Here is a 25,334-nt window from a genome sequence, read left to right as displayed (position 1 = left end):
TAAACTCAACGATGTTATCGCCGTCACCGGCTTCTCCTTATGGACAATCAGATCGGTTTGTTGACCAACCCTGCGCCGTTAAAGATGCGCTGGGTTATGGTGGGCCTGGCGTTTCTGGCAACGGTACTGAATTACGTTCATCGACTGTCGTTCAACTACTTAAGTGCCGATGGCGACTTACGCAAGCTTATTCCCGACGACGCGTTCGGCTACATTGGCACCGCTTTTTTTGTGGCCTACATGATTTCCAACGCGTTTTCGGGCTTCGTCATCGACCGGCTCGGCACGCGCATTGGCTACGCCCTCTGCATGGCTTTCTGGACCAGTGCCGGCCTCATCCACGCGTTTGCCGTTACGCCCCTGCAATTCGGGGTCTGTCGGTTTCTGCTCGGCATTGGCGAGGCAGGCAACTGGCCGGCTGCCATCAAACTGACGAGTGAGTGGTTTCCCGCCAATGAACGCTCAACGGCATCCGGCATTTTCAACAGTGGCTCGGCGCTGGGTGCGGTCATTGTGCCGCCCATGGTCGCGTACCTGGGTATTCAATACGGCTGGCAGGCTACGTTCATCATTCTGGCGGTGTTTGGCTACCTGTGGCTGGCCATTTTCTGGTTCACGTATTACACGCCCGAACAGTCGGCGAAGGAAGCCAAAGCCCGAATTATTCCGCCGCTGAAACTGCTCAAAACGCGGTTCGTGATCATGTTCACGCTCTCCAAAACCTTCATGGACCCGGTCTGGTATTTCGTCACCTTCTGGATTGGCCGCTATCTGGTCGACGTACACCACTGGGATCTGAAACAGATTGGCTGGTACGCCACCATCCCGTTCATCATTGCCGACGTGGGTAATCTGGTGGGCGGTTATTTCACCCAGTTCATCATCAAGCAGGGCGTGCCTATTCCCCGTGCGCGTAAAATCGCTGTGACCATCGCCGGTCTGATCATGGGTTCGTCGCTGCTGATTGGCCCGTTTGTTATCACCACGCCTTTATCAGCCATGTTCGTTTTTGGCATGGCGGGTTTTGGCTACACCGCCTACACCGCTAATTCACTGGCGTTTCCGGCCGATGTGGTGCCCAAAAGTGCGGCGGCGTCGGTATGGGGGCTGGCCTGCGTCGGTACGGGTCTGGGTGGAGCACTGTTTCAGTCGCTTTCGGGCATTGTGCTGAAAACCTACTCCACCACCTTAGGCTACGCGGCGGCATACAACATCCTGTTCATCGGCTTCGGTGCGGTTGCCCTGATCGGCTTACTGATCATGCTTCTGTTTATGGGGCCGCTGGTCAAAAACAAAGAACTCCATGCGTATGTAGACGCCGGCGTTGAACCTGTTTTGATGTAACGTAATGGTGGTGTGTTACTTCGCGCTGTGTTATTGCTTCGTGCGTCGTGCCCGGATGCACGAAGCACAACACTAGCTCGCGAAGCAGTATATCAATGCAACCACCTAACAATCAACATACTAATACTTATATCATTTACTCACCAACTACAACTTCACCCCAACTTATGCATCCATTTGCTGGCCAGAATTTTCTTGGCTCCACAACCAGTTCACTTGGCGAGCGCACGTTTCAGGCATTTAGCACATCGGCCAACGATCTGCTGCCCGGCTCGTTTCACCAGGCAACAAGCGCTGAACTGGAGCAGGCCCTGGCGCTCGCCGACAACGCCTTCCCGATTTACAGCGAACTGCCCTACACCCAACGGGCCAATTTCCTGGACGCCATTGCCGACGAAATCATGGACCTCGGCCCGGCATTGATGGAGCGTTGCTCGGCCGAGTCGGGGTTGCCACTGGCCCGCGTCACCGGCGAACGGGGACGTACCTGCGGACAATTACGACTGTTTGCCCAACTCCTCCGCGACGGCTGGTGGGCCGATGCCCGCATAGAAACCGCCCAACCCGACCGCGCACCCTTACCCAAGTCCGATATCCGGCGCATGCTTATTCCGATCGGACCGGTGGCCGTATTTGGGGCCAGTAATTTTCCGCTGGCTTTCTCGACCGCCGGTGGCGACACGGCGTCGGCGTTGGCGGCTGGTTGTCCGGTAGTGGTAAAAGCGCACTCATCGCATCCGGGCACCAACGAACTGATCTCGACGGCCATCATCCGTGCGGCGCAAAAAACGGGTATGCCCGACGGCGTTTTCTCGTCGGTTTACTTGTCACATGCCGATGTGATCCGGTTCGTGCAGCACCCAACGATCAAAGCCGTGGGCTTTACCGGCTCCCGTCAGGTGGGCATGCAGCTGTTCAACGCCGCCGTTTCGCGCCCAGACCCCATTCCGGTCTATGCCGAGATGAGCGCTATAAACCCGGTAGTGCTGCTGGAACAGGCATTGCGGGAAGAAGGCGAAAAAATGGCCGGTCAACTGGCGGCGTCGGTCGTGCTGGGGGCTGGTCAGTTCTGTACCAATCCGGGGCTGGTGCTGCTGGTCGATAGTGAGGCGGCACAGCAATTCCTGACCCATTTTGCCCGGCAGATAGGCAACACCGTACCGGCAACGATGCTCAACCGAAACATCCACAAAGCGTATGTGAGCGGCATTTCAGCCCTGCAAAGCAACAGTGCCGTTAGCCTGCTGGCGGTTTCGGAACAGGAACCTGACTCGACCCGCTACGAAGCACGCCCCGCCGCCCACGTTGTTCGATCTGCCGATTTTCTGGCACACAAAGCACTCGGCGACGAGGTTTTCGGCCCGGCAACGCTGGTCGTACTATGCTCCGATACGGCTGATCTGTTGCACGTATTAACATCGCTCGAAGGCCAGCTAACGGCAACCGTCCATGCCCTTCCCGCCGACGAAACCGCCGTGCAGCCCATCCTTCGCGTGATGGCTCAGAAAGCGGGGCGGGTCATCTACGGCGGCTACCCAACAGGCGTTGAAGTATGCCACGCCATGCAACACGGTGGCCCGTTCCCTGCCACAACGGATGGGCGCTCAACGTCGGTAGGTACCGCCGCGATCAGCCGGTTCGTCAGGCCGGTCGCTTATCAGGATGTACCGGATCACCTGCTACCTGCACTCCTGCAAAACAGCAATCCGTTGAACAGTTTGCGCCTGGTCAACGGAGCCTGGACGCAGGCGGCGATCTAGTCAGAGCATCTTCCAGGTACCTTAGGCTATGGTTCATGTTAAATTTTTGCCTATAATTGTACATGAAGCCTTCCGTCATGTTAAGAAGTTTAACATGACGGAAGGCTTCATGTACAAAAAGTGCCATTTATTTAACATGAACAATGGCCTACGATCCCAGCCTTCCCTACAACGATTTACCCGATCTTCCACCTGCCATTGACTTCCATAGCCCCACGATAAACCGGGTGCTTACACAGGCTTCCCGGTATCTGGGTGAACTGAGCGGTTTATGCGCCTCCTTACCTGACCCGACTATTCTAATCAATACGCTGGTACTACAGGAAAGTCGCGATAGTTCGGCTATTGAGAATATAGTGACTACCCAGGACGAACTATATCGAGCCATAGCCGACGAGGATGGACAAAACGCCGCCGCAAAAGAGGTGCTCAGTTACCGTGAGGCGCTCTACGTTGGCTTAGACCACATGAACGCTCAGCATAAGTTACTGACAACGAATACGTTCGTAGAGGTTGTGCAAACGCTGAAAAAGAATCGAGCAGGCATTCGAAATACGCCCGGCACAGCGCTCAAGAACGCCAACAGCGGGTCAGTTGTTTATACACCACCTTGCTGCGAAGACGTATTACGCCAGAAATTAGCAGCACTGGAACAGTTTATCAACGAAGAAGACTCGCCCGATAAGCCCGACCCGCTGATTAAGCTGGCCTTACTTCATCATCAATTTGAGGCAATTCACCCGTTTCTGGATGGAAACGGACGAACAGGCCGGATTTTGATGGCACTCTATTTAGTGCAGCAAGACCTGCTTCCGCAGCCGGTGCTTTACCTCAGTCGCTATATCAATTCCTATAAACAGGATTATTACAGGTTGCTACGACAGGTAACTGAACAGGACGCCTGGGCAGAGTGGATTGTGTTTATCCTGACGGGCATTAGTGAAACAGCGAGACTTACAGCCAGTAAAATCAGGCGGATGCTTCAACTGATGGCCGATATGGAAGGCCCAGTCAGACAGGCATTAGGGAGCCGGTACGATTACTCGATCCTGCAACTGATGTTTACACTACCCTATCTGAAAATTGAACTCCTGGAACGCCGTGGCTTTATGGCGCGACAAACAGCCACAACGTACCTGAAGCTGCTGGCTCAGGGGGGCGTGCTGACAGCAACCAAGACAGGCCGAACTACTTACTACGTGAACCAGCGCCTGATTGACCTACTCGCTGACTAGTTACGTATCAATTAAACGAGTGCTTGAATTCGAGCGGAGAAACGTTGGTCTTGCTTTTGAATAGTTTGCTGAACGATTGCGGGTACTCGAAACCGAGGCGGTAGGCGATTTCGCTGACGGATAACGAGGTTGTTGTCAGGCTCTCTTTGGCCTTTTCGATCAGCTTGTTATGAATATGTTGCTGGGTACTTTGTCCGGTTAGCGAACGGAGCATGTCGCTCAGGTACGTTGGCGAAATCGATAGCTGGTCGGCCAGATACTGCACCGTTGGCAGGCCCATTTCCTGTACCTTGTCGCCGTTGAAATAGTCTGTCAGAATCGTTTCCAGCCTGGTCAGCAGGTCGTTGTTGACGTGTTTTCGGGTGATGAACTGGCGATTATAGAACCGGTTGGCGTAGTTGAGCAGCAGGTCGATATGCGATAGCATCACATCCTGACTGAAACCATCGATCGGAGCATAGTATTCCTGTGCGATGTTCAGCATGATCGATTTGATCATCGCCTCTTCTTTATCTGAAACGTGCAGGGCTTCGTTGACGGCGTAAGAGAAAAAACCGTAGTCTTTGATGCCTCTTGCCAGCGCGTGGTTCAGCAGAAAATCAGGGTGCACCGTAAGCCACCAGCCCGACATGGCCATATCGTCGGGCGTTACGGTCGAGATCACCTGACCGGGCGAAAAGAAAGTCATCACCCCTTCGTCGAAATCGTAATAATTCTGTCCGTACTTCAACTTGCCGGTGAAGCCTTTCTTGATGCAGATCGAATAGAAATTATAAACAAAACTCTGGGTCGGCACATCGATGTGGCAAACGATGTCGCTCATGTCAATGACGCTCACCAGCGGATGGGCTGGTTTCGGCAATCTCATCAGCCGATGTAATTCCGAAACCGACTCGATGACGTAGGGGTGATTGGCTTCTTTTTTCATAACGCTTACTTGTCGACCATGCTCATACCAACAGATTCATAGCGGTCGCCCGTTGATAGGCCTAACGGAACAATGGCTTCCAGGCGTTCCAGTTCGGTGGCAGTTAGCGTGATGGAGGTGGCGGCGATGTTCTGCTCAACGTACCTGACGCGCTTGGTACCGGGAATTGGTAGTGCCCCTTTCGCCAGTACCCAGGCAATAGCCAGTTGAGACGGCGTTATTCCTTTTTCGCCAGCCATGGTTTTGATCGCCTCAACCAGGTCAAGATTCTTCTGGAACTGTTCGCCCTGAAACTTGGGAATGCTGCGTCGGAAATCGTCGGCCGGAAAATCGTCCGGGCTGGTGATATCGCCCGACAGGAAACCACGGCCCAGCGGCGAATAGGCAACGAAACCAACGCCCAGTTCGGCCAATCCCGGCAACGTACCCAATTCTTCGGGGTTACGCTCGAACAGCGAATACTCAGTCTGCACGGCCGTTATCGGGTGAACCTGATGGGCGCGCTTCACGGTATCCAGCGACACCTCCGACAGACCGATGTAGCCAATCTTGCCCTCTTTCACCAGCTCGGCCATTGCGCCAACGGTTTCTTCGATAGGCGTGTTCTGGTCGAGCCGGTGCAGGTAATACAGGTCGATATAGTCGGTGCCAAGGTTTTTCAAGGAACGCTCAATGGCCTTCTTCACGTAGTCGGGCCGGCCGTTGATATGCCACGTAAGGTCGCCGGCATCGTCGATCTCGTAGCCGAATTTGCTGGCGATGATGTATTGATCGCGGTTGCCCTTAATGGCTTTGGCAATCAAGCGTTCGTTGTGGAGTGGCCCGTACAGATCGGCCGTGTCGAGGAAATTACCGCCCAGTTCGAGCGATCGGTGAATGGTGGCGATGGCTTCCGTTTCGTCGGACTTACCGTAGATATCGGCACCATTGATCTGGGTCATACCCATGCAGCCAAGCCCAATGGCCGGAACTACCAGTCCCTGACTACCCAAATTCATTGTTGGAATACTGTTCATTGTCTCTTTTTGGTTTGCTGTGTCTTATTTCGACCATGCAAAGGTCCGTAAGCGCACAAGCCAAAAAGTAGCCAAAACCCGTATCGTTGTATCCAGAATTAGGGTCGTTATTGAGTCTGCAACAAACCCGCCGTATACATCCGGCTTTGCATGACGGCGGCGATTGCCTGTGCCCTGAGCAGGGCCTCGCGGGTATGTTCGCCCGTGAAGCAGTCGTTCAAAGTTTCCTCGAAATAGGCAAGCTACTGATCGAAGTGTTCAGGTGAGATCGGCGTTTTCTGCGCCAGCTCAAAATGTGGACGCATGGGGTTACCCTGATACGTACCTGAACCAAGCAGAATACCCGACCAAAAAGCAGCTACCCTCGGCAGGTGCGCCAACCAATCCACCTTGGCTACCTCATCGAACATGTAGCCTAGTTCAGCATCTTTTCGAACTTGATCGCAGAAACGACTCAGGAAGTAGGCAATATCAGCCTCCGTTTCTATATCGTTCAGGGTCGTAGTCATTGGCTTTAGAAAAGCAGTTGGTAAAACTTATCTTTGTTGATCAAAGACCGGTTTTTTATGCGTATTGAAACAACCTCCACTGAATAGGTCATTCGTTTAGACCGTACAACGTTTACGGCCGATGACGTTGAGCGTCTGCTTCGTACGCTACGACTTAAGGAGCTGTCATCGCAGCTAGGTGGTAACCAGGAAGAAGCAGACCAATTAGCCGACGAGTTGATGCAAAGCTGGTGGAACACGAAGCAACAGCCTAACTCATAGTGAAATCAACGATTGTCAGTTGACGCTTCTTCGATAAGCTTATCCAATACTTTCCGATACATCCCTTTACCTCTGTAGTTTTTTCCCTGACAAAACGTTCGAGGATGCTCAGTCCGAAAAAGACGGCATTGGTGATTGCCAATTGTGCAGTTGCTTGTCTTCAAGGGTATAGTTTCATCACCCAACTGTCGCCATTTCGACTCTTCTAAGTCGAGCTTTTCATTTAGGTATTTTTGGTATTTATCACCCGTATAGAAGACAACTATGTCCGGTTTAGTAATGCTAATCTCCTGAATCAACAGCTCAAAACCTTCTGGATGAGCCTCAATATGGCTCGTACTAGGCGTGGTACCGTTAATGTCGAACTTTGAGATATTGGACCAAAGAAACCCTTTATTACGTCGGTCGTTCAATCCGTTTATTCCTGCAAAACAACTTCTGTTGAAATTCCAGAAAGGGCTATTGAGTGGTCGCGGCTTACCGGTTCCAGATCTTCCTTTGTAGGCGTTACCAAGTTGGAAAGATTCGTATTCTTCCAGCAGCTTGCTCAGTTCCCTCCTTTCATTCATGCAGCCTGCCCATGAGTGAGTTTCCTGTCCGACGAACATGATCTTCTTAGAAACGGTCTCATACTCGTCGAAGACGTGCATCAGCAATGGCGAAGACATCTTCTCATCCCATACTGATTGGCGCAGGGTAGCTAAATAGCTTTCGTAAACAGCCTGAAGCTGCTTATTTGTAGAAACTGTATCCATCGGGTTGTTTAGTAAATGAGCCAGTAAGGTAAGCAAACTGATTACTTCATATACTAAATCATTCGATGATATCAGGGTAAAACATGAATGATAAAGCTTCGCGAACTAATCCCTTCTCTACGAAGGTGTTCAAACTTTTGGATCTGTAGTTTTTTGTTATCCCGACGACAGGAGGGATCTTGAGTTCTATCTAACTGTATGCTTGATAAAACTCAAGATCCCTCCTGTCGTCGGGATGACAAAAAAACAGTCACTACATATACGCTTCGTCGCGCCCCAATCTCAATTTCAGCACGCCTAGTTTGTTCAGCAGGAGAATCATTGGGTAGGCGGGGTCGAATTCGTGCCAGCGGAAGCCACCAAAGTTGGGGCGGCCGCCGAATTTATGGTGGTTGTTGTGGTACGATTCGCCCATCATCAGAAAATCGAACGGCAGCAGATTACGGGCGGTGTCTTCCAGCTTGAAATTGGTGTAGCCGTAGCGGTGCGCGTACCAGTTGATAATGGCGCCATGTACCGGACCCATCAGAAAATGGAATGGAAGCAGTAGAAACAGCCAGGGCGACGTAGCAAACTGAATATAAAACAGCGTATAAGCGCCTGCCCAGGCTAGCCGAACGGGCCAGCGATCGCCGAGCCATTCCATGAAGGTCCAGTTAGGCACGCCTTTCTTGAACTTCGCCGGTACCGAATCGTGGCCGTTCAGGATGTCGTTGTAGATCAGCCGGGTTTTCCACATCATGTCGAACAGATTTTTGGAATACTCCGGCGAGTGTGGGTCGTTCTCGGTATCGGCATGGGCATGGTGCAGGCGGTGCATGATGCCGTAGGCCCGCGGACTGAGAAATGACGACCCCTGGCTAATGAAGGTCAGTGTGTAGAAGAACTTTTCCCAGCCTTTGCTCATGGTGAACATCTGGTGGGCGGCGTAGCGGTGGAGAAAAAAGGTCTGCATCAGCACCGAAAGGTACCAGTGCGCCAAAAAAAAGCATAGAATGATCATGATGTAGTGGTTGGCAACCGATTATACAGTTGCAGATAACCCAAACCGGGCGGGCAGACCTGCGTTAACTTCAGGGTGCTTCTTGCTGTCGACGAGCCACGCGTCGGCTATCTACAGCGCGAAACAATCCATTGCTGCGGCAGCTGTAGTTAATTAAATCAGGTTGAGCAGCATTAGCTCGCTAAGGAAAGCCTGACACCGATCTTTCATGCGGTCATATTCGGCTGAGACAGCCGAAATAATGCTGCTGCTGTTTACGGGTTGGCTAAAATGCGGATCAGGACAGGCCGAAGCCAGAGCAGGCGTTGAGCAACTGGCACCCGTACAGACCACATCGACCCGCAGGTTATGAATCCGGGATTTCAGGCGACCGAGCGACTGCATATACCCAACGATAGGGTGATTCAGGCTCCGAAAGCTGTCGCTCGGCAGATCGGCCAGCAGCGTCAATAACTGATCGATCTCTTCTTCACTTTGTTCCAGACTAACCGCCCATGCCTGATGTTGCGTACGGCAGGTTTGTAGCGCGGGTTGAGCCAATTGACGTGGCGATTGAGCGACATTGTTCATATGTATTGGGATCATTGACCCCGTAAAATTCGTGCTTCCGGCACGCTACGTACCTGATCTGCATCAGGCCGTCGATTGACAAAAATCAGCCCGGAACGTACCTGAACTTTATCACGACCGACACTGATAAACCTCATCGGCAGCCCTCCGCGCACGCCCCACTTTTGACCTATCAAACATCAATGATATGTCTATCATCTTTTTCATGATTGGAATCAGTCTGCTGATGGCGCTGGGTTTTCTGGCGGCATTTATCTGGTCGATGCGCACCGGGCAGCAAGACGATCTCTATACGCCTTCGATCAGGATGCTTCTAGACGACACAACGCCTTATACATCAGCTACCGGCGAGCCAGTTGCACCAACCACTCCCCCGCCCACCAAGCTACCGGCCGATACGCCAATCAGCGCGCCAACCAGTTAATGCCACCCCGTCGACTCTTTAAAACTTCCTCTATTGCTCTATGAACTCAGTTACCAATAATCCTCCACCTGTGATTATTCCCCCCCGCCTGGATGGGCCTGGTCGGGAAGCCATTGGGCAACCGCCGAAAGGTCAGCCGCCGGTTGCCGAGAGTTTCGCCTACGACAACACCATTGTTCGCAACTTTGCCATCGCCACCATCCTGTTTGGCGTTGTCGGCATGCTTGTGGGTGTGATCGTAGCTACTCAGTTATTCGCGCCAGCTGCCAACATGGGCAACCAATACACCACCTTCGGGCGTATCCGGCCACTACACACCAACGCGGTCATTTTCGCCTTTGTAGGCAATGCCATTTTTATGGGCGTTTATTACTCGTTGCAGCGGCTTTGCAAGGCGCGTATGTTTTCTGATTTACTCAGCAAAATTCACTTCTGGGGCTGGCAGCTCATTATCCTCTCGGCTGTTGCTACGCTTCCATTGGGACTGACCACCGCGAAAGAATATGCCGAACTGGAATGGCCGATCGACATAGCCATTACGCTGATCTGGGTGGTGTTCGGCATCAACATGTTCGGTACCATTTTTAAACGGCGCGAGCGGCATATCTACGTCGCCATCTGGTTCTATATCGCCACCTTCGTCACCATCGCCGTGTTGCACATCGTGAACTCGATGGAGATGCCGGTAAGCTTTCTGAAAAGCTACTCGATGTATGCGGGCGTTCAGGATGCGCTGGTTCAGTGGTGGTATGGTCACAACGCGGTGGCGTTTTTCCTGACGACTCCTTACCTGGGTATGATGTATTACTTCCTGCCTAAAATGGCCAACCGGCCGGTGTATTCCTACAAACTGTCGATCCTTCACTTCTGGGCTCTGATTTTCATTTACATCTGGGCTGGCCCTCACCACTTATTGTATAGCTCGCTGCCCGACTGGGCGCAGTCGCTCGGGGTTGTGTTCTCCATCATGCTCATTGCTCCATCGTGGGGCGGTATGATCAACGGATTGCTGACGTTGCGCGGTGCCTGGGATAAAGTGCGCGAAGATGCCATTCTTAAGTTCATGGTGGTGGGCCTTACCGCCTACGGGATGGCTACACTTGAAGGTCCGCTCCTCTCACTCAAAAACGTGAACGCCATTGCTCACTTTACCGACTGGGTTGTGGCCCACGTACACGTAGGTGCGCTTGGCTGGAACGGCTTCCTGACCTTTGCTATCCTGTACTGGCTCATTCCACGCATGTACAACACGCCGCTGTACTCGAAGAAACTGCTGAACACGCACTTCTGGCTGGGTACGTTAGGCATTCTGTTCTACGCCATTCCTATGTACATATCGGGCTTCACGCAGGGCATGATGTGGAAAGAATTTACGCCTGAAGGGTTGATGAAGTACCCTAACTTCCTGGAAACCACGCTCCGCTTGTTACCCATGCACATGATGCGGGCTGTGGGCGGAACCATCTACCTGGTGGGCGCTATCCTGATGGCGTATAACCTCTTCAAAACAATGGCGGCCGGTACGCTAACGGCCAATGAACAGGCCGAAGCCCCTGCTCTACAGAAAGACTTCGTGCCAACCGGACATGATGCCTACTGGCACCGCTGGTTCGAACGCAAGCCTATTCCGATGCTGGTTGGCTCGCTCGTGGTCATTCTGATTGGTTCGCTGATCGAACTGGTGCCAACATTCATGGTTGAAAGCAACGTACCTACGATTGCCTCCGTGAAACCCTACACGGCGCTCGAAGTGCAGGGCCGCGATCTGTACATCCGTGAAGGGTGTGTGAACTGTCATAGCCAGCTGGTTCGCCCATTCCGTTCAGAAACAGAGCGATACGGCGAATACTCGAAAGCAGGTGAATACGTGTATGACCACCCCTTCCTGTGGGGCAGCAAACGAACCGGACCGGATCTGCAACGCGAAGGCGGCCGCTATCCCGACTCGTGGCACTACTACCACATGGACAATCCGCGCTCAATGTCGCCTGGTTCGATCATGCCCGCTTATCCCTGGCTGCTATCGCAACAACTCGACGTGTCGGCCACGGCCGATAAGCTGAGTGCCCTGCAGAAAGTGGGCGTTCCGTACGAGGATGCCGAGATCGCCGGCGCCAACGATGCCCTGACGAACCAGGCCTCAGAGATCAGTGCCAAACTGGCCAAAGAGGGTATCAAGGTGAAACCAGATCGCGAGATCGTTGCCCTGATTGCCTACCTGCAACGGCTGGGTACGGATATCAAAAATAGTCCTCAGTGAAAAAAAGTCGATAGTCGGCAGTCGATAGTTGCGCTGCTGATACTACCATCTCATGCCTCAGCAACGCGGTTATCGACTGCCAACTATCGACTACCAACTCTTACGCCAATGTTCAAGCAATTTATATCCCGCATTCCCGGTGCTGATGTCTATATGGTCGGCTCGTTTCTGACCTTCCTCACCTTCTTTCTGCTGATGGGCCTGTACCTGATACTGGTCGACAAAAAGCAGCTTGAGCAAATCAGCCGCCTGCCGTTAGATGACTCACCCGCTGCCTGATCTATCCATGAACGCACACCTTCTTACCGCCAACATCCCCAGTAGCCTCTTCAACCTGACAACGGGTGAAGACCTACTCTGGGCGGTGCTGCTATTGATCATCACCATTAGTATGCTGATGATCCTGCTCCTGACCATCTATTTAGCCACGGTCCTACGGCAGATGATCAACCCGGAAACGGCCATTGAAACGGCTACACCGAAACTATCCGCCTGGGAAAAATTCACGGGGCTGAGGCCGCTCAGCCACGAAAAAGAGTTGGCACTCGAACATACCTACGATGGCATTGTTGAACTCGACAACCCAACGCCGCCCTGGTTTATGTACCTATTCTACAGCACCATTGGCTTCGCGGCAATTTACCTGTTGTTGTTCCACATTATCGGCTCAAGCGATTTGCAGGTGGCCGAGTACGATAAGGAAATAGCCATTGCCGATGTGCAGCGGCAGGCGTATATCACACGCGTGGCAGGCTCGATCAACGAGAATACAGTGACACTTGTGAAAGACACCAAGGCGATTGACGAAGGGAAAGCCCTGTTCACGACCTATTGTGTAGCCTGCCACGGTGCCGCCGGACAAGGTGGTGTTGGCCCCAACCTGACCGATGAATACTGGCTGCACGGCGGCTCGGTCAAATCGGTGTTCCATACCATTACGGAGGGTGTCCCCGAAAAGGGTATGATGTCGTGGAAAAAGCAGCTGAACCCCCTACAGGTGCAGTATGTAGCCAGTTTTATTCTGTCGCTGCAAGGCTCTAAACCTGCCGGTGGCAAAGAACCACAGGGCGAAAAAGAAGCACCGGCACTGGCAGCACAAGGCGAGAAAGTGGCAGTGAATTAAGTGATTGGTTGATTAGGCAACTGGTTGACTTGTAGTTCGATTAGATTCTGAATTACCTCAACTGCCTAATCAACCAATCAACCAGTTACCCAATACAACAACCAGATGAACACCCAACTCGACACCCCCGTAGATGATTATTTCCGGTCGCACCTGCCCAACCAGACTGAGGCGGGCGGGCGTAAATGGTTGTATCCGAAGGCAACATCGGGGCGCTACACCAACTGGCGGATGATCGTGTCGTGGGTGTTACTGGCCTGTCTGTTCGCCGGGCCAATGATCTGGGTCGATGGGCACCCGCTGTTTCTGTTCAACGTGCTCGAACGGCGTTTCATCTTTTTCGGGGTCACGTTCTGGCCGCAGGATTTTTACCTTGTTGCCATTGGGCTCATCACGTTTATCGTCTTCGTATCCTTATTTACCGTTGTTTTCGGACGGGTATTCTGCGGGTGGGCCTGCCCGCAAACAATTTTCATGGAAATGGTTTTCCGGAAAATTGAAAGCTGGATCGAAGGCGATTACAAAGCGCGCCAACGCCTCGACGACGCCCCCTGGACCACAGAGAAACTGCTGAAGAAATCGGCTAAACACGCCATCTTCTTCCTTATTTCGTTTCTCATCAGCAACACCTTTCTGGCCTACCTCATTGGCCGCGATCAGTTGCTGGCCATCATCATCGATGACCCTGGCAACCACCTTGTCGGGTTGTTCAGTATCCTGATCTTTACGGGCGTCTTCTACCTCGTTTTCGCTCGCCTCCGCGAAATCGTCTGCACTACCATCTGCCCCTACGGCCGTCTGCAGGGCGTTATGCTCGACAAAAATTCGTTAACTGTAGCCTACGACTACATCCGTGGCGAACCACGCGGGAAGAAAGTGCGCGGAGAGCGCGGGGCGGGGAGCCTGGGGCAAGGGGTAAACGCTCCGCCCCAAGCCCTCAACCCTCCCCCCCCCGCCCTTTACCCCTTGCCCCAGGCCCCGCGCCCCGCGCCTAAAGGCGATTGCATCGACTGCAAGCTGTGCGTACATGTATGCCCAACGGGGATCGACATCCGCAATGGCATTCAGCTGGAATGTATCAATTGTACCGCTTGCATGGATGTCTGCGACGAGGTAATGACCAAAATTGATCGGCCTCGTGGCCTGATCCGAATTGACTCACTGAACAATATTGCCCAGTCGGTGCCGTTTCGGGTAACCGGTCGTATCATGGCGTATAGCGGCGTGTTGCTGGCGTTGCTGGGCCTGATCGGCTACCTGCTGGCCAGCCGCCCGCCGCTAGACCTGACAGTGCTACGCGCACCGGGGCAGTTATACCAACATGAGGCAGGCCAGGTGATCTCGAACCTCTACAGCCTGGAGGTCATCAACAAGACGTACAAGCCCATGAAGCTGGCTATCCACGCCAGCCGAGCCGACGCCAACCTACGCTTTGTCCAGCCGCTGGGTACGTTAGAGCCCGGCACGCTCACAAAAGTCATGTTCTTCATTGACCTGCCCGAGCAGACAATCACGCAGAACAGCACGCCACTTACCCTCGACGTAGCCACCAACGGCGAAGTCCTTCACAACATCGAAACCACCTTCCTGGGGCCGGTCAAGTAATTAAGAAGTAAGAGGGTAGAATTAAGAGTTGCTCCGCCAAGGACTAATTCACTGCTTATTTCAACTCTTAACTTTCCACTCTTAACTCTTCACTCATTATGAACTGGGGTAAATCTATCATACTGGTCTTCGTTGTTTTTGCCGCCTTCATCGGCAGTATGGTCTACATCATGGTTGGGCAACGGGTCGACCTCGTTCGCGCCGATTATTATCAGGATGAAATCGCGTATCAGAAACAGATCGACCGTGTAGCGCGCACGGCCCACCTGAGCAACGACCCGGCGCTCACCGTCGACCTTGACAGACGACAGCTTGCCCTGCATCTGCCACCCGGCTGGACCAACGGCAAACTAACGTTTTACCGCCCCAGCAACGGGCTGCAAGACCGCACCATTCAGTTATTCGCAGGCCAGCAGCTAGTGCCAACCGAGGGTCTGGCAAAAGGGTTCTGGCGGGCACAACTGAGCTGGTCGGCGGGTGGCGATGACTATTATTACGAACAAACATTTACCCAACCATGAACACTGCCTGGCTTCTGACCGCCCTCACAACGGGCCTTGTTGGCAGCCTCCACTGTGTGGGTATGTGCGGTCCGCTGGCCATGGCCCTGCCCGTGGGGCGGTTGCCACAGTCGCAGCGGGCCTTCGGCACAGGTACGTATCATCTGGCCCGGCTTACGGCCTATGCGGTGCTGGGTACGTTGCTGGGCTCGGTGGGGCAAGGTTTGTTGCTCCTGGGTCTGCAACGCCCCATCTCGATCGGGGCCGGGCTTTTCCTGCTGGTCTGGACACTGCTGGCCCGTGGTAAATTCGGTAGCCTGACCGCCGCCAACCCAATGCGCTGGCTTGTTGGGCCGATGAGCCGGTTTCTGCAACGGCCATCGTGGCGATCTTTTGCCGCGCTGGGCTTTCTGAACGGCCTGCTCCCCTGCGGATTCGTGTACGTGGCCCTGGCGGGTGCCATCTCAACCGGTAATGCCTTTCAAAGCGCCGCCTACATGGTCGTTTTCGGTGTCGGAACGGTACCCGCTCTGCTACTGGTGCGGTCGGTGCCTACTTTATTTCCACCAGGTGTTCGCCGGCATTTTACGCGGCTTATGCCCATTATGGCAGTAGGCGTTGGGGTGCTCCTGCTCGCCCGCGGCCTATACCAGCCAGGCACATCTGGCCGGAGTGCTACCCAATCGATCCCCGTCTGCCACGGCCCGCTGATTGTTCGCCAATGAGCGCCAGGTACGTTGCCAGTCCAGTTTCGAACGATCAGACTGACCTGGGTTTCGTACCTTGGCTTGTCGCGAACAATCCAATATCGCGATAGCCGAGATGGATAAAGAGCTACTCCTGAATTTCATTCAGCATAGTTTACCTGTACCTACCCAAACAGCAAGCTATATCGCCGATCAGTTCGACAACAAAGTCATCCTGAAAAACGACTATTTTCTGGAGGCAGGGACCGTCAGTAACGACTATCTATTCCTGGCCGATGGCTTTATGCGCGCCTTCACCTACGATGCAGACGGCAATGACGTGACAACGGCTTTCTACACGAAAAACAGAATTGTTCTCGAAGCGTCGTCTTTTTTTATGCGCACCGTGTCTGCGGAAACTATACAGGCTTTGACCGACTGTACTGGCTTCTCGCTCTCGTTCGACAAGTTGAACAGGCTGTTCCATTCTGTACCTGAGTTCAGGGAGTTTGGCCGGGCCATGCTGGTCAGGCAATTAGTAGCGTTGAAACAGCGAACACTGTCTATGATCAACAAGAAGGCGGAAGAACGGTACGTGGATCTGTTCGAATCGAACAGAGACATTTTTCAACACGCCCAACTCAGGCATATCGCCTCATACCTCGGCGTTACGGATACCTCGCTGAGCCGGATCCGACGGGATTTTTCTAAAAACGGGTAGCGACAGTAGCACCGAAACAGTCCGCCGCTGCAGTTCCAGACTGGACAGGCAAAAATTTGCCCTACAGGCCATATTTCTTGTCATTTGGCAAGTATATCTTGCTGTCCCACAACGTCCTTTGCACAATACATCACCCAGGCAATGGACAATCTACCAATTTATATCTACCTCGTTTTCGGGCTTACGGTTCTCGTTGCAGTTGGTCTGTTTTATCAGGCTACACAGCGCTCGAAGACGTTTCTGGTCCTGGCGGCCGGGTGGCTCCTTTTTCAGGCAGCAATGAGCCTGTCGGGGTTTTACACGGTTACCAACACAACGCCGCCACGGGTCTCGCTGCTTCTTTTGCCGCCCCTGGTCATGACGATCGTGCTGTTCACGACGACGCGGGGACAACGATTTATTGATACGCTGAACCTCAACACACTCACCCTCTTCCACATCATCCGGGTACCTGTTGAACTGGTTCTATACTGGCTTTTTGTACAGAAAGCCGTTCCGGAACTGATGACGTTTGAGGGCCGAAATGTCGATATCCTTTCCGGCATCTCTGCGCCGATCATCTACTACCTGTATTTCACAGCGCGCAAGGTGGGTAAGCCGGTGCTGATTGGCTGGAATGTTCTTTGTCTTGGCTTGCTGATCAACATTGTCACGAACGCTATTCTGTCGCTGCCGAGCGTTTTCCAGCAGTTCGCGTTCGATCAGCCAAACGTTGCTATCCTCTACTTCCCTTTCATCCTACTTCCCGGTTTGCTGGTGCCACTGGTGCTTTTTTCGCACCTGGCCAGCTTCAGGCAACTGCTGATAACCCGTTCGACCCCAGCTACAGCGCACTAAACTTCGCAGCCAGCTTTTCGTTTGCCCTGGGAGCCAGTAGTTTACCATGACCGAACACGGCTTTTTCAACGTCTAACCGGGCTACCTCCAGAATACTCTGTACACCCAACCTCCGGTCTTCATAGACCGTGCTAAAGTCAAGCCCGGCCACATTGGCGCATAGATCACCGGCAATCAGCACACGCTCCTGCTGCAGCAACAACGCAATATGCCCGCTGCTATGCCCCGGCGTATGCAGCACCTGTAGCCCGCCCGCAATGGGCAATACCTCCTTGCTGGTTAGGGACCGATCTACGATGACAGGATCTATGGCACTGCTTCCCCGTTTAATGAACAGATGATAGATGAACCAGTTTATCACACCCGGCGACAGATGAATGGGCACCTCACCGGCACTGCCTTTGGCGAGCAGTGGCACATCCTGATAATATGCCCAGACCGGAATGCCCCATTCGGCGTTGAAGGCCGCCGCACTGCCCGCATGGTCGGGGTGGCAGTGGGTCAGAATGATCTGCCTGATGGTAAGGGGATCTTCGCCCGCCTTCCGAATGGCCGAAACGATTTTTTCACTGCTGCCTTTATAACCCGTATCGATCAGGGTTAACCCGTTCTTCGTGTCTTTAATAACAAAGACGTTGACCACACCCAGACTAATTTGATAAAGTGAGGCCGTTATCTGTTGCATAGCTGCCATTTGATGCGCTACTGAGGTTATTCCAGCGGTAAATAAACAGTAAACGTAGCACCCGCACCAGGCTGGCCATTCGCGGTGATCAGCCCGTGATGATTTTCTACCACTTTTTTGACCACGGCCAGGCCAATGCCCGTTCCGGAGTATTTACTGCGGCCATGAAGGCGATGGAAAAGCTCAAAAATCCGCTCCTGATACGCTTCATCGAAACCAATGCCCTGATCGGCAACGCGCAGGCTTACCCACTGGCGACTGACAGTATTATGAACAGGCTGCGGCAACTGGTCGGCCCTGAGCAGCTCGGCCGTAATACGTACCTGAGGTGCCCGGCCTGGCCTGGTAAATTTCAGCGCATTGGCAATCAGGTTCTGGAGTAGCTGACGGAGTTGAGTCTTATCGCCGGGAATAGTCGGTAAGTCGTCGCCATCCACCGTGATCATCGCGTCTGTCTCCCGGATGGTTGTTTCCAGATCATCGAGCGTGTCCTGAAGCAAAGCCTGGATGGCAACCGGACGCAGAGACGCTTCCTGAGTGGTCAGGCGCGAATAATCGAGCAGGTCTTTTACCAGTGTTTGCATTCGTATGGCCGCATTCTGCATTCGCTGGAGCAAATCACGTCCCGTGTCGTCGAGCGCATCGGTGTGCTGTTTCATCAGCAGATCACCAAACGAATAAATTTTGCGCAGTGGTTCCTGCAAGTCATGACTGGCCACGTAGGCAAACTGTTGCAGATACTCGTTTGACCGGCTCAGTGCTGCATTATTGGCTTCAAGTTTCTGCTGATAGGCCCGCAACGGAGTAATATCGGTGGTGATCACCAGCACACCTGCCTGAAACGGCGTGATCGCGTAGTCGTAGGTAATGCCAAACTGCGGGTAATCGACCGAATGGTAAATAGGCTCACCATTGCTGACAACCGCCTTGAGCGCCTTGAACAAATCTCGTTCCCGAGTGGCCGGAAACAGCGTCAGCATCGTTTGCTGCTGGATCGCTTCGTGCGTAAAATCATGCCCCACAAACCGGGCAAACAGGGTTTGTGTGGCCGGATTGGCCAGGTTGATCCGAAAATCAGCGATCTGGCGATCCTCATCAAACACAGGATCCAGCACCAGAATGCTGCTCAGCGAACTATTAAGCACCTCCGCAGTCAGTGCTGCCTGATGCTGCAACGCCAGTTGGGCTTGTTTGACCTGAGTAATATCCAGGTTGGTGATCACAAATCCGTTGCCGTGTGGCACCGCCGTTGAGTCGAACCAGGACGTGTGCGATTTCCCTTCGTGGATCGTTTCGAAGCGGTCGCTTTTGCCCGATTCCACTACGGCAACGTAGCGATCAAACATGCCGTTGGTTTTCAACTGAGGATACAGATCCAGCATCCGCCGGCCAATAGTTGAGGGATACGGCCGAAAATCGCGGTAAGCCGCCAGTTCGTTGCCGGTGCTGGTCATGAAATCGATGATCCGTCCGTCTGAGTCGCGAATGGCTTCGTAATACCGAACTGCCGCCGGGGAGCTATTCATCACACTGGCCAGCAGCGACGCCGTTTGTTGCCCGATGGTAACGTCCTGAAACGAAACCAGCATGCCATCGCCATATTTCACTACCGACACGTCGAGCCAGAGGTTTAATGTTGGCAGGTGCAGTAACTGGTTGTGCGGCTTACCCGATTCAACAACGGCCACATATTGGTGAAAAAACGCGTATTCCGTCATTTTTTCGTAACGCTGGCTGATAGGCTGGGTCAGAATGGTCTCGCGGCTTTGGCCAACCACGTTGGCACCGAACTGATTGCAAAGAACAGCCTGAAAATCAACAACTTCGCCTTCCGTATTTCGAATAGCCCGGAACACAATAAGGCCGGCAGGCATCGTTTCAACAATGTCGGCCAGTGCCATGGGCTTTTCAGCATCGGGCAGAAGTTCCATCGTCAATACCAGCAGTGTGTCTTCGATACGCAGTAGCTCGCAGGCATACGTGCAAACCAGACTTACCGGCAGGCAGGGCTGATCGAGTTGAAACTGATAGGGCAAGGGTTGCGTAGACGCCTGTCTAAGCTGTTCGAGCAGCCCCGGCACGTTGAACGGCGGAGGAAGCTGATCGAGGGTGGCACCGGCGGGAAGTACCGAAACACTCTGTTCGGGGCTCTGAACAGTTCCCTGCCTGACCCTGAATTGTAACTCGGGCTGCTGGCTAACATCGAGCACCAGCGTGGCTTTTCGGACAGCGTCAGGGCGAAGTCGATCAGGCGAAAAAAGACGATTCACAATAGGTTTTAAGGCAAGGCAAGTTACATGAATATAGTTATATTTTGTATTAAATTCATTTACTAGAAATAACTAGAGAATAGTAACCACACCTGACCGGCAACTGGCATTTCAATTTGGTAAGCCATTAGCTTTGGTGAGTAGTTGGGAAACTGATTATCAACGTACCTGCCAGCAGCCAGCGCCCAACCCCATTAGTACCAGACACGATGAAACACCTGCCTTTTCTGATCACACTACTCCTTTCCCAACTGGCTTTCGGCCAATCCAGACTACCGGTTATCAGGGCAACCTCGCCCCGCGTGGCGATTCGCGACGGTGCTTTTCTCGACAAAAACGCCTGGTCGCTCTCGCCAAAGCTCAGGCCGGATATCTTCACCGCCGATCGAACACGGCAACCCAAATGGGTTACGTTTTATACCGATATTGACTCAATTCGGGTTCGGGTAAAACCGGGCTCCGCCTCTGATTTTGTGGTGCTTCTGAACGGAAATGATTCCTGCTTCACCCGCATTGCCAGCGCCATACCGGCCAGCCGGAACGTACCCAGGGCAGCCCGTACCCACGACACTATTCCGTTTGTGCTGACCAGCTACAACGCCATTCATGTAAAGGCGATCATTAACCGCCGCGACACGGTCAGTCTGCATTTCGATGTTGGTTCGTTTGATTTTCGCCTCACGCGAGAAGCCGTACTGAAGCGGACACACTTACTGGCCGGTCAGCCCGATGCGCTGGCTGGAACAGCCCGGCCAGATTTTACGAAACGGGAAAAGATAGTTACGCTGCAACTGGGCAAGTTGGTCTGGACAAACCCCACCGTTACAGTAACCGGGCTAACTGCCCACGAGATGGACGGCCGTTTCGGCTGGAATCTGTTTGAGGGTAAAGCCGTGGAAATCGATTACGACAAAGGGCTGCTCATCGTTCATTCGCAACGGCCCAGGGGCCTGAGTGGGTACGCTAAATCGAAGCTGACGTTCATCCGGTCGTTTGTCTGTATAGACGGAACGCTGACGGTTGCCAATAGGCCCTATACCGGCAAATTCCTGTTAGATACGGGTGCCGACAAAGCCATGATTCTCGACAGCACCTGGATGGCCCGCCAACACGTTCCGACTGACCTGCCACTGATCAAAAGATCGGCCGTGACGGACCCTCGCGGTGTACGATACGAAACCCGCGTGGTGCGCATGCCCGGCCTGACCGTCAACGGTTTCGCCCTCACGGCCATTCCGGCAACGTTGCTGGGCAGCAAACGCCCGCTCGACTTCGACATAAACTACCTCGGCAATGACCTGCTGAAACGCTTCAATACCATCCTCGACTTCAGAACCGACCACATCTACCTGAAACCCAACAGCCTCATCAACCTGCCGTATCGGGAAAACTCGTAGCGCAATCACTGGCTGGGTACGTTGCCGCCTGTTGGAGAAAGCGCACAACTTGCCAATCAGTTGTGGCTTTAGTAGCGTATCATGCGTATCGGGAAGGGTGCCAGACCGAATCCTGTTGGTAAATACGTACTTTGCGTTGAACCACCAGCATTATAACTGCCATGCCTGCCGAGTCTAGCCGCCCGCATTACCATCAGTTTTCCCATTCATTACTGGCATTGGCCATTCTTACACTGGCCGTTTATCTGGGGCAGGACATTCTGGTCCCATTGGCTATGGCAGGGCTACTGGCGGTACTTCTCCAGCCGGTTGAATCACTGTTTATCCGGTGGGGTATGCACAAGGTCGTCTCCATCAGCCTGGCCTTATTTTTGGGCGTCGTAATCGTGACTGGCCTGGGTATTTTACTATCGATGCAACTAGCCGACTTTGCCGACGACTGGCCCAGGCTCAAACAACACCTGGGCGAGGTATACGATACGGCCCGCCGCTGGGTACGTAATGAATATCATGTCAGCTACCGCCAGCAAGATAAGTATATTCAGAAAGCGCAGGCGCAAACACTCGACAGCTTCCAGAGCGCCGATGCCCTGGGCGTCATCACCGGCCCCCTGGGCACCCTGATCCTGATCCCCATCTACATTTTCTTACTCCTCTACTACCGCCTGATGCTGCTGCATTTTGTGGTGGTACTCTTTGCCGAAGAGTATGCCGTGCGGGTACGCGAGGTTTTGACGGAAGTGAAGGCCGTCATTCAGAGTTATGTGGTCGGTCTGTTAATCGAAACGGCCTGTGTGGCGGCGCTCAACTCCATTGGCCTATTGCTGCTGGGCGTTCAGTATGCTATTCTGCTGGGTGTTATGGCCGCTATTCTAAACCTGGTTCCCTACATTGGCGGGCTGGTAGCTACGGCGCTCACGGTACTCATAACAATGAGCTATCAACCACAACTATCTGTCTCACTGGGCGTTGTGGGCGTATTTCTTTTTGTACAGTTTATCGACAACAATGTACTGGTCCCTTTTATCGTAGCCTCGAAAGTGCGGGTCAACGCACTTGTTTCCATTGTTGGCGTCCTGATTGGTGGCGCTCTGGCTGGGGTATCAGGCATGTTTCTGTCTATACCCGCCATCGCCATCATGAAAGTCATTTTCGACCGGGTCGACAGCCTCAGGGCCTGGGGCGTATTGCTGGGCGATCAGACACCCGAGCAGGAAGGCAGCAAACTGTTCCGCCTACCGCGCCGTCGCCGTCAGCAAAAAGCGAACGTTGAGGAGCATTAGCCCCTTCAACCCTGCCAATGCCTTAGCCTGGATCGGCTAAGGCCAGCTCGCTGAGTGGCTGGTTGAGCCAGTTGGTCAGTACCGCTACGATGACGCTGTGATCGTCGCGCTGAGGCAAACCCGAGATGGTGATCGTACCAACGAACGTACCCCGCAGCCGGATCGGGAAACTGCCGCCGTGGGTAGCATAATCGCGCAGGTCGAGGCCCGTTTTATCCTGGAGTGTTGTCTGTTTTTGCTTCAGTTCAAGCCCGAGCGCATACGAACTACGGTGAAAATGCAGCACGGCATTCCGCTTCCGACGTACCCAGTCAGTGTTATCGGGCGTGGTGCCGGGCATGGCGTAGAAAAACAGCGGATGACCAGCCAGTTGAATGTCGATCACGACAGCTTTACCCAGTGCTTCCACGGCCTGTTTTAGCAACGTACCCAGTTGCCAGGCAATATCGGCGGTGAAGGTGTCGAATTGGAGTTGTTCTTCCTGCAGCGCAATGCGTGCCAGATCCTGATCGATTGATGCATTCATGCTGTAAACATAAGCAAGGCCGGGCGTTGATGCCTCAATCTTGTTTCCCATTCCGGCTGGGTATTACTTTTACGTAACATCCCCTCGCTACTTATGCTCGACCTTGTCATCACCGCCCGATCTGCCTCGATTGGCAATGGATTCGATGTGAAACGGATTTTACCGTACCGGCTTCGGCGGATGCTGGGTCCGTTTATCTTCATGGATCATGCCGGGCCGGTCAGCAAAACGCCCGCCGAACTGGTACAGATGGACGTGCTGCCGCACCCGCACATCGGCCTTTCTACCGTAAGCTACCTCTTCAACGGGCAGGTGACCCACCGCGACAGCCTTGGTGTGCAACAGATCATTCGGCCCGGCGAGGTGAACTGGATGACAGCGGGGCGCGGCATTGCCCATTCCGAACGGTTCGAAGACCCGGCCCTGCTGGCAGCCAACGCCTTCGAGATGGTGCAAACCTGGGTTGCCCTGCCTGAATCGGCCGAAGAAAACGCACCGACGTTTACCAACTATCAGCCCGATGCGCTACCGATAGTTACTGACACGGGCATCTGGATGAGGCTGATTGCCGGGGATGCCTACGGTCTGACAAACGGCGTAACAACCCATTCGCCGCTGTTTTATGCCCACGTAGTGCTGGAAGCAGGTGCCCGATTTGGTCCGCCAACAGGTTTCCCGGAGCGGGGTGCTTACATTGCCAAAGGCAGCGTTGAGGTAAATGGGCATACGTATGGCGTGGGGCAGTTGCTGGTGTTCAGCAAGGGGGTTGACCCGGTGATTATTGCCAGCGAACCCAGCACGCTTATGTTGCTGGGCGGCGAACCGCTGGGCGAACGCTTCATCTGGTGGAACTTCGTGTCGTCGAGCCGCGAACGCATCGAGCAGGCCAAAGCCGACTGGCAGGCGGGTCGTATTCCGCTGCCGCCCAACGACAACGCCGAGTTCGTTCCCCTTCCTCCCGACGACAATTCGCGCCCGGCCAGTTCGAACCCAGCGCCTCAGGCGTTGTCATGAGCGGATCAATAACTAGCCATTACGCTGTGCTGTCATCAGAATGCGAGCGTACATGACCACTTAATCGTCCATATCGTCGGCAGGTGGTAGCATCAGGTCGTTGAGTGGTTGACCAAGCCAGTTAGCCAACACCTCCACAATGATACCATGATCTTCGCGCATAGGTACGCCTGAAATGGTGATGGCACCAATGCAGGCCGAACCGCGCAGCCGGATGGGGAAACCACCACCCGCCGCCGCATGGTCGCGCAGGGGAAGGCCCGCCTGATCGGTCAGGGTGGTTTGTTTTTTCTTTAAAATCAGCCGGATGGCGTAAGAGCTCTGGTGGAAGCGTTTGACTACATTCCGTTTCCGCCGAATCCAGTCGATATTGTCGGGCGTAGTGCCGGGCATGGCGTAGAAAAACAGCGGATGGCCGAACAACTGTATATCAATCGCCACGGCTTTGCCCCGCGCTTCTACGGCTTCTCTGAGCAACGTACCCAGTTGCCAGGCGGTATCGGCGGTGAAGGTATCGAACTGAAGTTGTTCTTCCTGAAACGCCAGCAGCGCCAGGTCCTGATCGATTGTTGAGTTCATAGGGAATAGGCCAGATCGAATGCGACCCGTTTAAATGACCATC

Annotated in this window: 25 protein-coding genes; 15 read left to right on the top strand and 10 right to left on the bottom strand. The window is 53.6% G+C overall.

Annotated elements, in window-relative coordinates; genetic code table 11:
• Nucleotides 1–39: 39 nt before the first annotated feature.
• The 3 genes from J2I46_RS12565 (at nucleotide 40) to J2I46_RS12555 (ending at nucleotide 4,339) form a co-directional block, all read left to right on the top strand.
• Nucleotides 40–1,344, top strand: coding sequence for an MFS transporter (locus J2I46_RS12565; RefSeq protein ID WP_207329382.1), 1,305 nt, complete (start codon nucleotides 40–42; stop codon nucleotides 1,342–1,344).
• A gap of 167 nt (nucleotides 1,345–1,511) precedes the next feature.
• Complete coding sequence (locus J2I46_RS12560; protein WP_207329381.1) at nucleotides 1,512–3,104, top strand: aldehyde dehydrogenase (NADP(+)); 1,593 nt, start codon at nucleotides 1,512–1,514, stop codon at nucleotides 3,102–3,104.
• Nucleotides 3,105–3,247: 143 nt separating this feature from the next.
• A complete protein-coding gene (locus J2I46_RS12555; protein WP_207329380.1) occupies nucleotides 3,248–4,339 on the top strand; it encodes a Fic family protein in 1,092 nt (363 codons plus the stop codon).
• 7 nt (nucleotides 4,340–4,346) lie between these two features.
• On the opposite strand, the gene J2I46_RS12550 is transcribed toward J2I46_RS12555, so the two are convergent.
• The 6 genes from J2I46_RS12550 to J2I46_RS12525 form a co-directional block, all read right to left on the bottom strand.
• Nucleotides 4,347–5,267 (bottom strand): helix-turn-helix domain-containing protein, encoded by a 921-nt coding sequence (locus J2I46_RS12550; protein WP_207329379.1) that lies wholly within the window; start codon nucleotides 5,265–5,267, stop codon nucleotides 4,347–4,349.
• 5 nt (nucleotides 5,268–5,272) lie between these two features.
• Entirely contained in the window at nucleotides 5,273–6,283 is a 1,011-nt protein-coding gene (locus J2I46_RS12545; RefSeq protein WP_207329378.1) for an aldo/keto reductase, read from the bottom strand.
• A gap of 242 nt (nucleotides 6,284–6,525) precedes the next feature.
• Entirely contained in the window at nucleotides 6,526–6,792 is a 267-nt protein-coding gene (locus tag J2I46_RS12540) for a group III truncated hemoglobin (RefSeq protein WP_229379733.1), read from the bottom strand.
• Between the two features lie 266 nt (nucleotides 6,793–7,058).
• The gene (locus J2I46_RS12535) at nucleotides 7,059–7,808 is read right to left on the bottom strand and encodes a hypothetical protein (protein ID WP_207329377.1); all 750 of its coding nucleotides are present in this window, start codon (nucleotides 7,806–7,808) and stop codon (nucleotides 7,059–7,061) included.
• 253 nt (nucleotides 7,809–8,061) lie between these two features.
• Nucleotides 8,062–8,811, bottom strand: coding sequence for an acyl-CoA desaturase (locus J2I46_RS12530; protein ID WP_207329376.1), 750 nt, complete (start codon nucleotides 8,809–8,811; stop codon nucleotides 8,062–8,064).
• Nucleotides 8,812–8,964: 153 nt separating this feature from the next.
• Complete coding sequence (locus J2I46_RS12525) at nucleotides 8,965–9,381, bottom strand: hypothetical protein (protein ID WP_207329375.1); 417 nt, start codon at nucleotides 9,379–9,381, stop codon at nucleotides 8,965–8,967.
• A gap of 187 nt (nucleotides 9,382–9,568) precedes the next feature.
• Here J2I46_RS12525 and ccoS point away from each other — a divergent pair, with 187 nt between their 5' ends.
• From ccoS to J2I46_RS12480, 9 genes are all read left to right on the top strand, one after another.
• Complete coding sequence (ccoS, locus tag J2I46_RS32850; protein ID WP_229379732.1) at nucleotides 9,569–9,805, top strand: cbb3-type cytochrome oxidase assembly protein CcoS; 237 nt, start codon at nucleotides 9,569–9,571, stop codon at nucleotides 9,803–9,805.
• A 40-nt stretch (nucleotides 9,806–9,845) separates the two neighbouring features.
• A complete protein-coding gene (gene ccoN, locus J2I46_RS12515; RefSeq protein ID WP_207329374.1) occupies nucleotides 9,846–12,065 on the top strand; it encodes a cytochrome-c oxidase, cbb3-type subunit I in 2,220 nt (739 codons plus the stop codon).
• A 108-nt stretch (nucleotides 12,066–12,173) separates the two neighbouring features.
• Nucleotides 12,174–12,344, top strand: a complete 171-nt coding sequence (locus J2I46_RS12510) for a hypothetical protein (protein WP_207329373.1) — start codon at nucleotides 12,174–12,176, stop codon at nucleotides 12,342–12,344.
• Between the two features lie 7 nt (nucleotides 12,345–12,351).
• Nucleotides 12,352–13,188 carry a cbb3-type cytochrome c oxidase N-terminal domain-containing protein gene (locus tag J2I46_RS12505; RefSeq protein WP_207329372.1) on the top strand — a complete coding sequence of 279 codons (837 nt, stop codon included), beginning with the start codon at nucleotides 12,352–12,354 and terminating at the stop codon, nucleotides 13,186–13,188.
• A gap of 105 nt (nucleotides 13,189–13,293) precedes the next feature.
• Nucleotides 13,294–14,793, top strand: a complete 1,500-nt coding sequence (locus J2I46_RS12500; protein WP_207329371.1) for a 4Fe-4S dicluster domain-containing protein — start codon at nucleotides 13,294–13,296, stop codon at nucleotides 14,791–14,793.
• Nucleotides 14,794–14,891: 98 nt separating this feature from the next.
• The gene (locus J2I46_RS12495; protein WP_207329370.1) at nucleotides 14,892–15,314 is read left to right on the top strand and encodes a FixH family protein; all 423 of its coding nucleotides are present in this window, start codon (nucleotides 14,892–14,894) and stop codon (nucleotides 15,312–15,314) included.
• The gene (locus J2I46_RS12490) at nucleotides 15,311–16,018 is read left to right on the top strand and encodes a sulfite exporter TauE/SafE family protein (protein ID WP_207329369.1); all 708 of its coding nucleotides are present in this window, start codon (nucleotides 15,311–15,313) and stop codon (nucleotides 16,016–16,018) included. The genes J2I46_RS12495 and J2I46_RS12490 overlap by 4 nt, the downstream gene beginning before the upstream one ends.
• Before the next feature lie 58 nt (nucleotides 16,019–16,076).
• A complete protein-coding gene (locus J2I46_RS12485; RefSeq protein WP_310589021.1) occupies nucleotides 16,077–16,700 on the top strand; it encodes a Crp/Fnr family transcriptional regulator in 624 nt (207 codons plus the stop codon).
• Nucleotides 16,701–16,841: 141 nt separating this feature from the next.
• Nucleotides 16,842–17,537, top strand: coding sequence for a DUF8737 domain-containing protein (locus J2I46_RS12480; RefSeq protein ID WP_207329368.1), 696 nt, complete (start codon nucleotides 16,842–16,844; stop codon nucleotides 17,535–17,537).
• On the opposite strand, the gene J2I46_RS12475 is transcribed toward J2I46_RS12480, so the two are convergent.
• Entirely contained in the window at nucleotides 17,524–18,222 is a 699-nt protein-coding gene (locus tag J2I46_RS12475; protein ID WP_229379731.1) for an MBL fold metallo-hydrolase, read from the bottom strand. The genes J2I46_RS12480 and J2I46_RS12475 overlap by 14 nt on opposite strands.
• 26 nt (nucleotides 18,223–18,248) lie before the next feature.
• Nucleotides 18,249–20,492 (bottom strand): PAS domain-containing sensor histidine kinase, encoded by a 2,244-nt coding sequence (locus J2I46_RS12470; protein ID WP_310589020.1) that lies wholly within the window; start codon nucleotides 20,490–20,492, stop codon nucleotides 18,249–18,251.
• 209 nt (nucleotides 20,493–20,701) lie between these two features.
• Between J2I46_RS12470 and J2I46_RS12465 the strand changes: the two genes are divergently transcribed.
• Both J2I46_RS12465 and J2I46_RS12460 read left to right on the top strand, forming a co-directional pair.
• On the top strand, nucleotides 20,702–21,889 hold the full coding sequence (locus J2I46_RS12465; RefSeq protein ID WP_207329366.1) for a hypothetical protein: 1,188 nt from the start codon (nucleotides 20,702–20,704) through the stop codon (nucleotides 21,887–21,889).
• Nucleotides 21,890–22,050: 161 nt separating this feature from the next.
• Nucleotides 22,051–23,172, top strand: coding sequence for an AI-2E family transporter (locus J2I46_RS12460; RefSeq protein ID WP_207329365.1), 1,122 nt, complete (start codon nucleotides 22,051–22,053; stop codon nucleotides 23,170–23,172).
• A 22-nt stretch (nucleotides 23,173–23,194) separates the two neighbouring features.
• On the opposite strand, the gene J2I46_RS12455 is transcribed toward J2I46_RS12460, so the two are convergent.
• Entirely contained in the window at nucleotides 23,195–23,749 is a 555-nt protein-coding gene (locus J2I46_RS12455) for a heme-degrading domain-containing protein (RefSeq protein WP_229379730.1), read from the bottom strand.
• A 42-nt stretch (nucleotides 23,750–23,791) separates the two neighbouring features.
• Between J2I46_RS12455 and J2I46_RS12450 the strand changes: the two genes are divergently transcribed.
• A complete protein-coding gene (locus J2I46_RS12450) occupies nucleotides 23,792–24,712 on the top strand; it encodes a pirin family protein (protein WP_207329364.1) in 921 nt (306 codons plus the stop codon).
• A gap of 60 nt (nucleotides 24,713–24,772) precedes the next feature.
• Here J2I46_RS12450 and J2I46_RS12445 read toward each other — a convergent pair whose 3' ends face one another.
• Entirely contained in the window at nucleotides 24,773–25,291 is a 519-nt protein-coding gene (locus J2I46_RS12445) for a heme-degrading domain-containing protein (protein ID WP_207329363.1), read from the bottom strand.
• Between the last annotated feature and the right edge of the window lie 43 nt (nucleotides 25,292–25,334).

The organism is Fibrella forsythiae (genome assembly GCF_017353175.1).
In the GTDB taxonomy this organism is placed as follows: domain Bacteria; phylum Bacteroidota; class Bacteroidia; order Cytophagales; family Spirosomataceae; genus Fibrella; species Fibrella forsythiae.
Note: the sequence above shows the minus strand (reverse complement) of the source record. Positions and strands in the feature narration are given on the sequence as shown.

What these genes read in the sequence shown, in the direction of transcription:
- ccoN (WP_207329374.1), top strand. Translation starts at nt 9,846, where the DNA reads ATGAACTCAGTTACCAATAATCCTCCACCTGTGATTATTCCCCCCCGC.
- J2I46_RS12465 (WP_207329366.1), top strand. Translation starts at nt 20,702, where the DNA reads ATGAAACACCTGCCTTTTCTGATCACACTACTCCTTTCCCAACTGGCT.
- J2I46_RS12550 (WP_207329379.1), bottom strand. Translation starts at nt 5,267, where the DNA reads ATGAAAAAAGAAGCCAATCACCCCTACGTCATCGAGTCGGTTTCGGAA.
- J2I46_RS12555 (WP_207329380.1), top strand. Translation starts at nt 3,248, where the DNA reads ATGGCCTACGATCCCAGCCTTCCCTACAACGATTTACCCGATCTTCCA.
- J2I46_RS12455 (WP_229379730.1), bottom strand. Translation starts at nt 23,749, where the DNA reads ATGGGAAACAAGATTGAGGCATCAACGCCCGGCCTTGCTTATGTTTAC.
- J2I46_RS12530 (WP_207329376.1), bottom strand. Translation starts at nt 8,811, where the DNA reads ATGATCATTCTATGCTTTTTTTTGGCGCACTGGTACCTTTCGGTGCTG.
- J2I46_RS12445 (WP_207329363.1), bottom strand. Translation starts at nt 25,291, where the DNA reads ATGAACTCAACAATCGATCAGGACCTGGCGCTGCTGGCGTTTCAGGAA.
- J2I46_RS12565 (WP_207329382.1), top strand. Translation starts at nt 40, where the DNA reads ATGGACAATCAGATCGGTTTGTTGACCAACCCTGCGCCGTTAAAGATG.
- J2I46_RS12480 (WP_207329368.1), top strand. Translation starts at nt 16,842, where the DNA reads ATGGACAATCTACCAATTTATATCTACCTCGTTTTCGGGCTTACGGTT.
- J2I46_RS12490 (WP_207329369.1), top strand. Translation starts at nt 15,311, where the DNA reads ATGAACACTGCCTGGCTTCTGACCGCCCTCACAACGGGCCTTGTTGGC.
- J2I46_RS12495 (WP_207329370.1), top strand. Translation starts at nt 14,892, where the DNA reads ATGAACTGGGGTAAATCTATCATACTGGTCTTCGTTGTTTTTGCCGCC.
- J2I46_RS12505 (WP_207329372.1), top strand. Translation starts at nt 12,352, where the DNA reads ATGAACGCACACCTTCTTACCGCCAACATCCCCAGTAGCCTCTTCAAC.
- J2I46_RS12525 (WP_207329375.1), bottom strand. Translation starts at nt 9,381, where the DNA reads ATGAACAATGTCGCTCAATCGCCACGTCAATTGGCTCAACCCGCGCTA.
- J2I46_RS12475 (WP_229379731.1), bottom strand. Translation starts at nt 18,222, where the DNA reads ATGCAACAGATAACGGCCTCACTTTATCAAATTAGTCTGGGTGTGGTC.
- ccoS (WP_229379732.1), top strand. Translation starts at nt 9,569, where the DNA reads ATGTCTATCATCTTTTTCATGATTGGAATCAGTCTGCTGATGGCGCTG.
- J2I46_RS12510 (WP_207329373.1), top strand. Translation starts at nt 12,174, where the DNA reads ATGTTCAAGCAATTTATATCCCGCATTCCCGGTGCTGATGTCTATATG.
- J2I46_RS12545 (WP_207329378.1), bottom strand. Translation starts at nt 6,283, where the DNA reads ATGAACAGTATTCCAACAATGAATTTGGGTAGTCAGGGACTGGTAGTT.
- J2I46_RS12540 (WP_229379733.1), bottom strand. Translation starts at nt 6,792, where the DNA reads ATGACTACGACCCTGAACGATATAGAAACGGAGGCTGATATTGCCTAC.
- J2I46_RS12560 (WP_207329381.1), top strand. Translation starts at nt 1,512, where the DNA reads ATGCATCCATTTGCTGGCCAGAATTTTCTTGGCTCCACAACCAGTTCA.
- J2I46_RS12500 (WP_207329371.1), top strand. Translation starts at nt 13,294, where the DNA reads ATGAACACCCAACTCGACACCCCCGTAGATGATTATTTCCGGTCGCAC.
- J2I46_RS12535 (WP_207329377.1), bottom strand. Translation starts at nt 7,808, where the DNA reads ATGGATACAGTTTCTACAAATAAGCAGCTTCAGGCTGTTTACGAAAGC.
- J2I46_RS12460 (WP_207329365.1), top strand. Translation starts at nt 22,051, where the DNA reads ATGCCTGCCGAGTCTAGCCGCCCGCATTACCATCAGTTTTCCCATTCA.
- J2I46_RS12450 (WP_207329364.1), top strand. Translation starts at nt 23,792, where the DNA reads ATGCTCGACCTTGTCATCACCGCCCGATCTGCCTCGATTGGCAATGGA.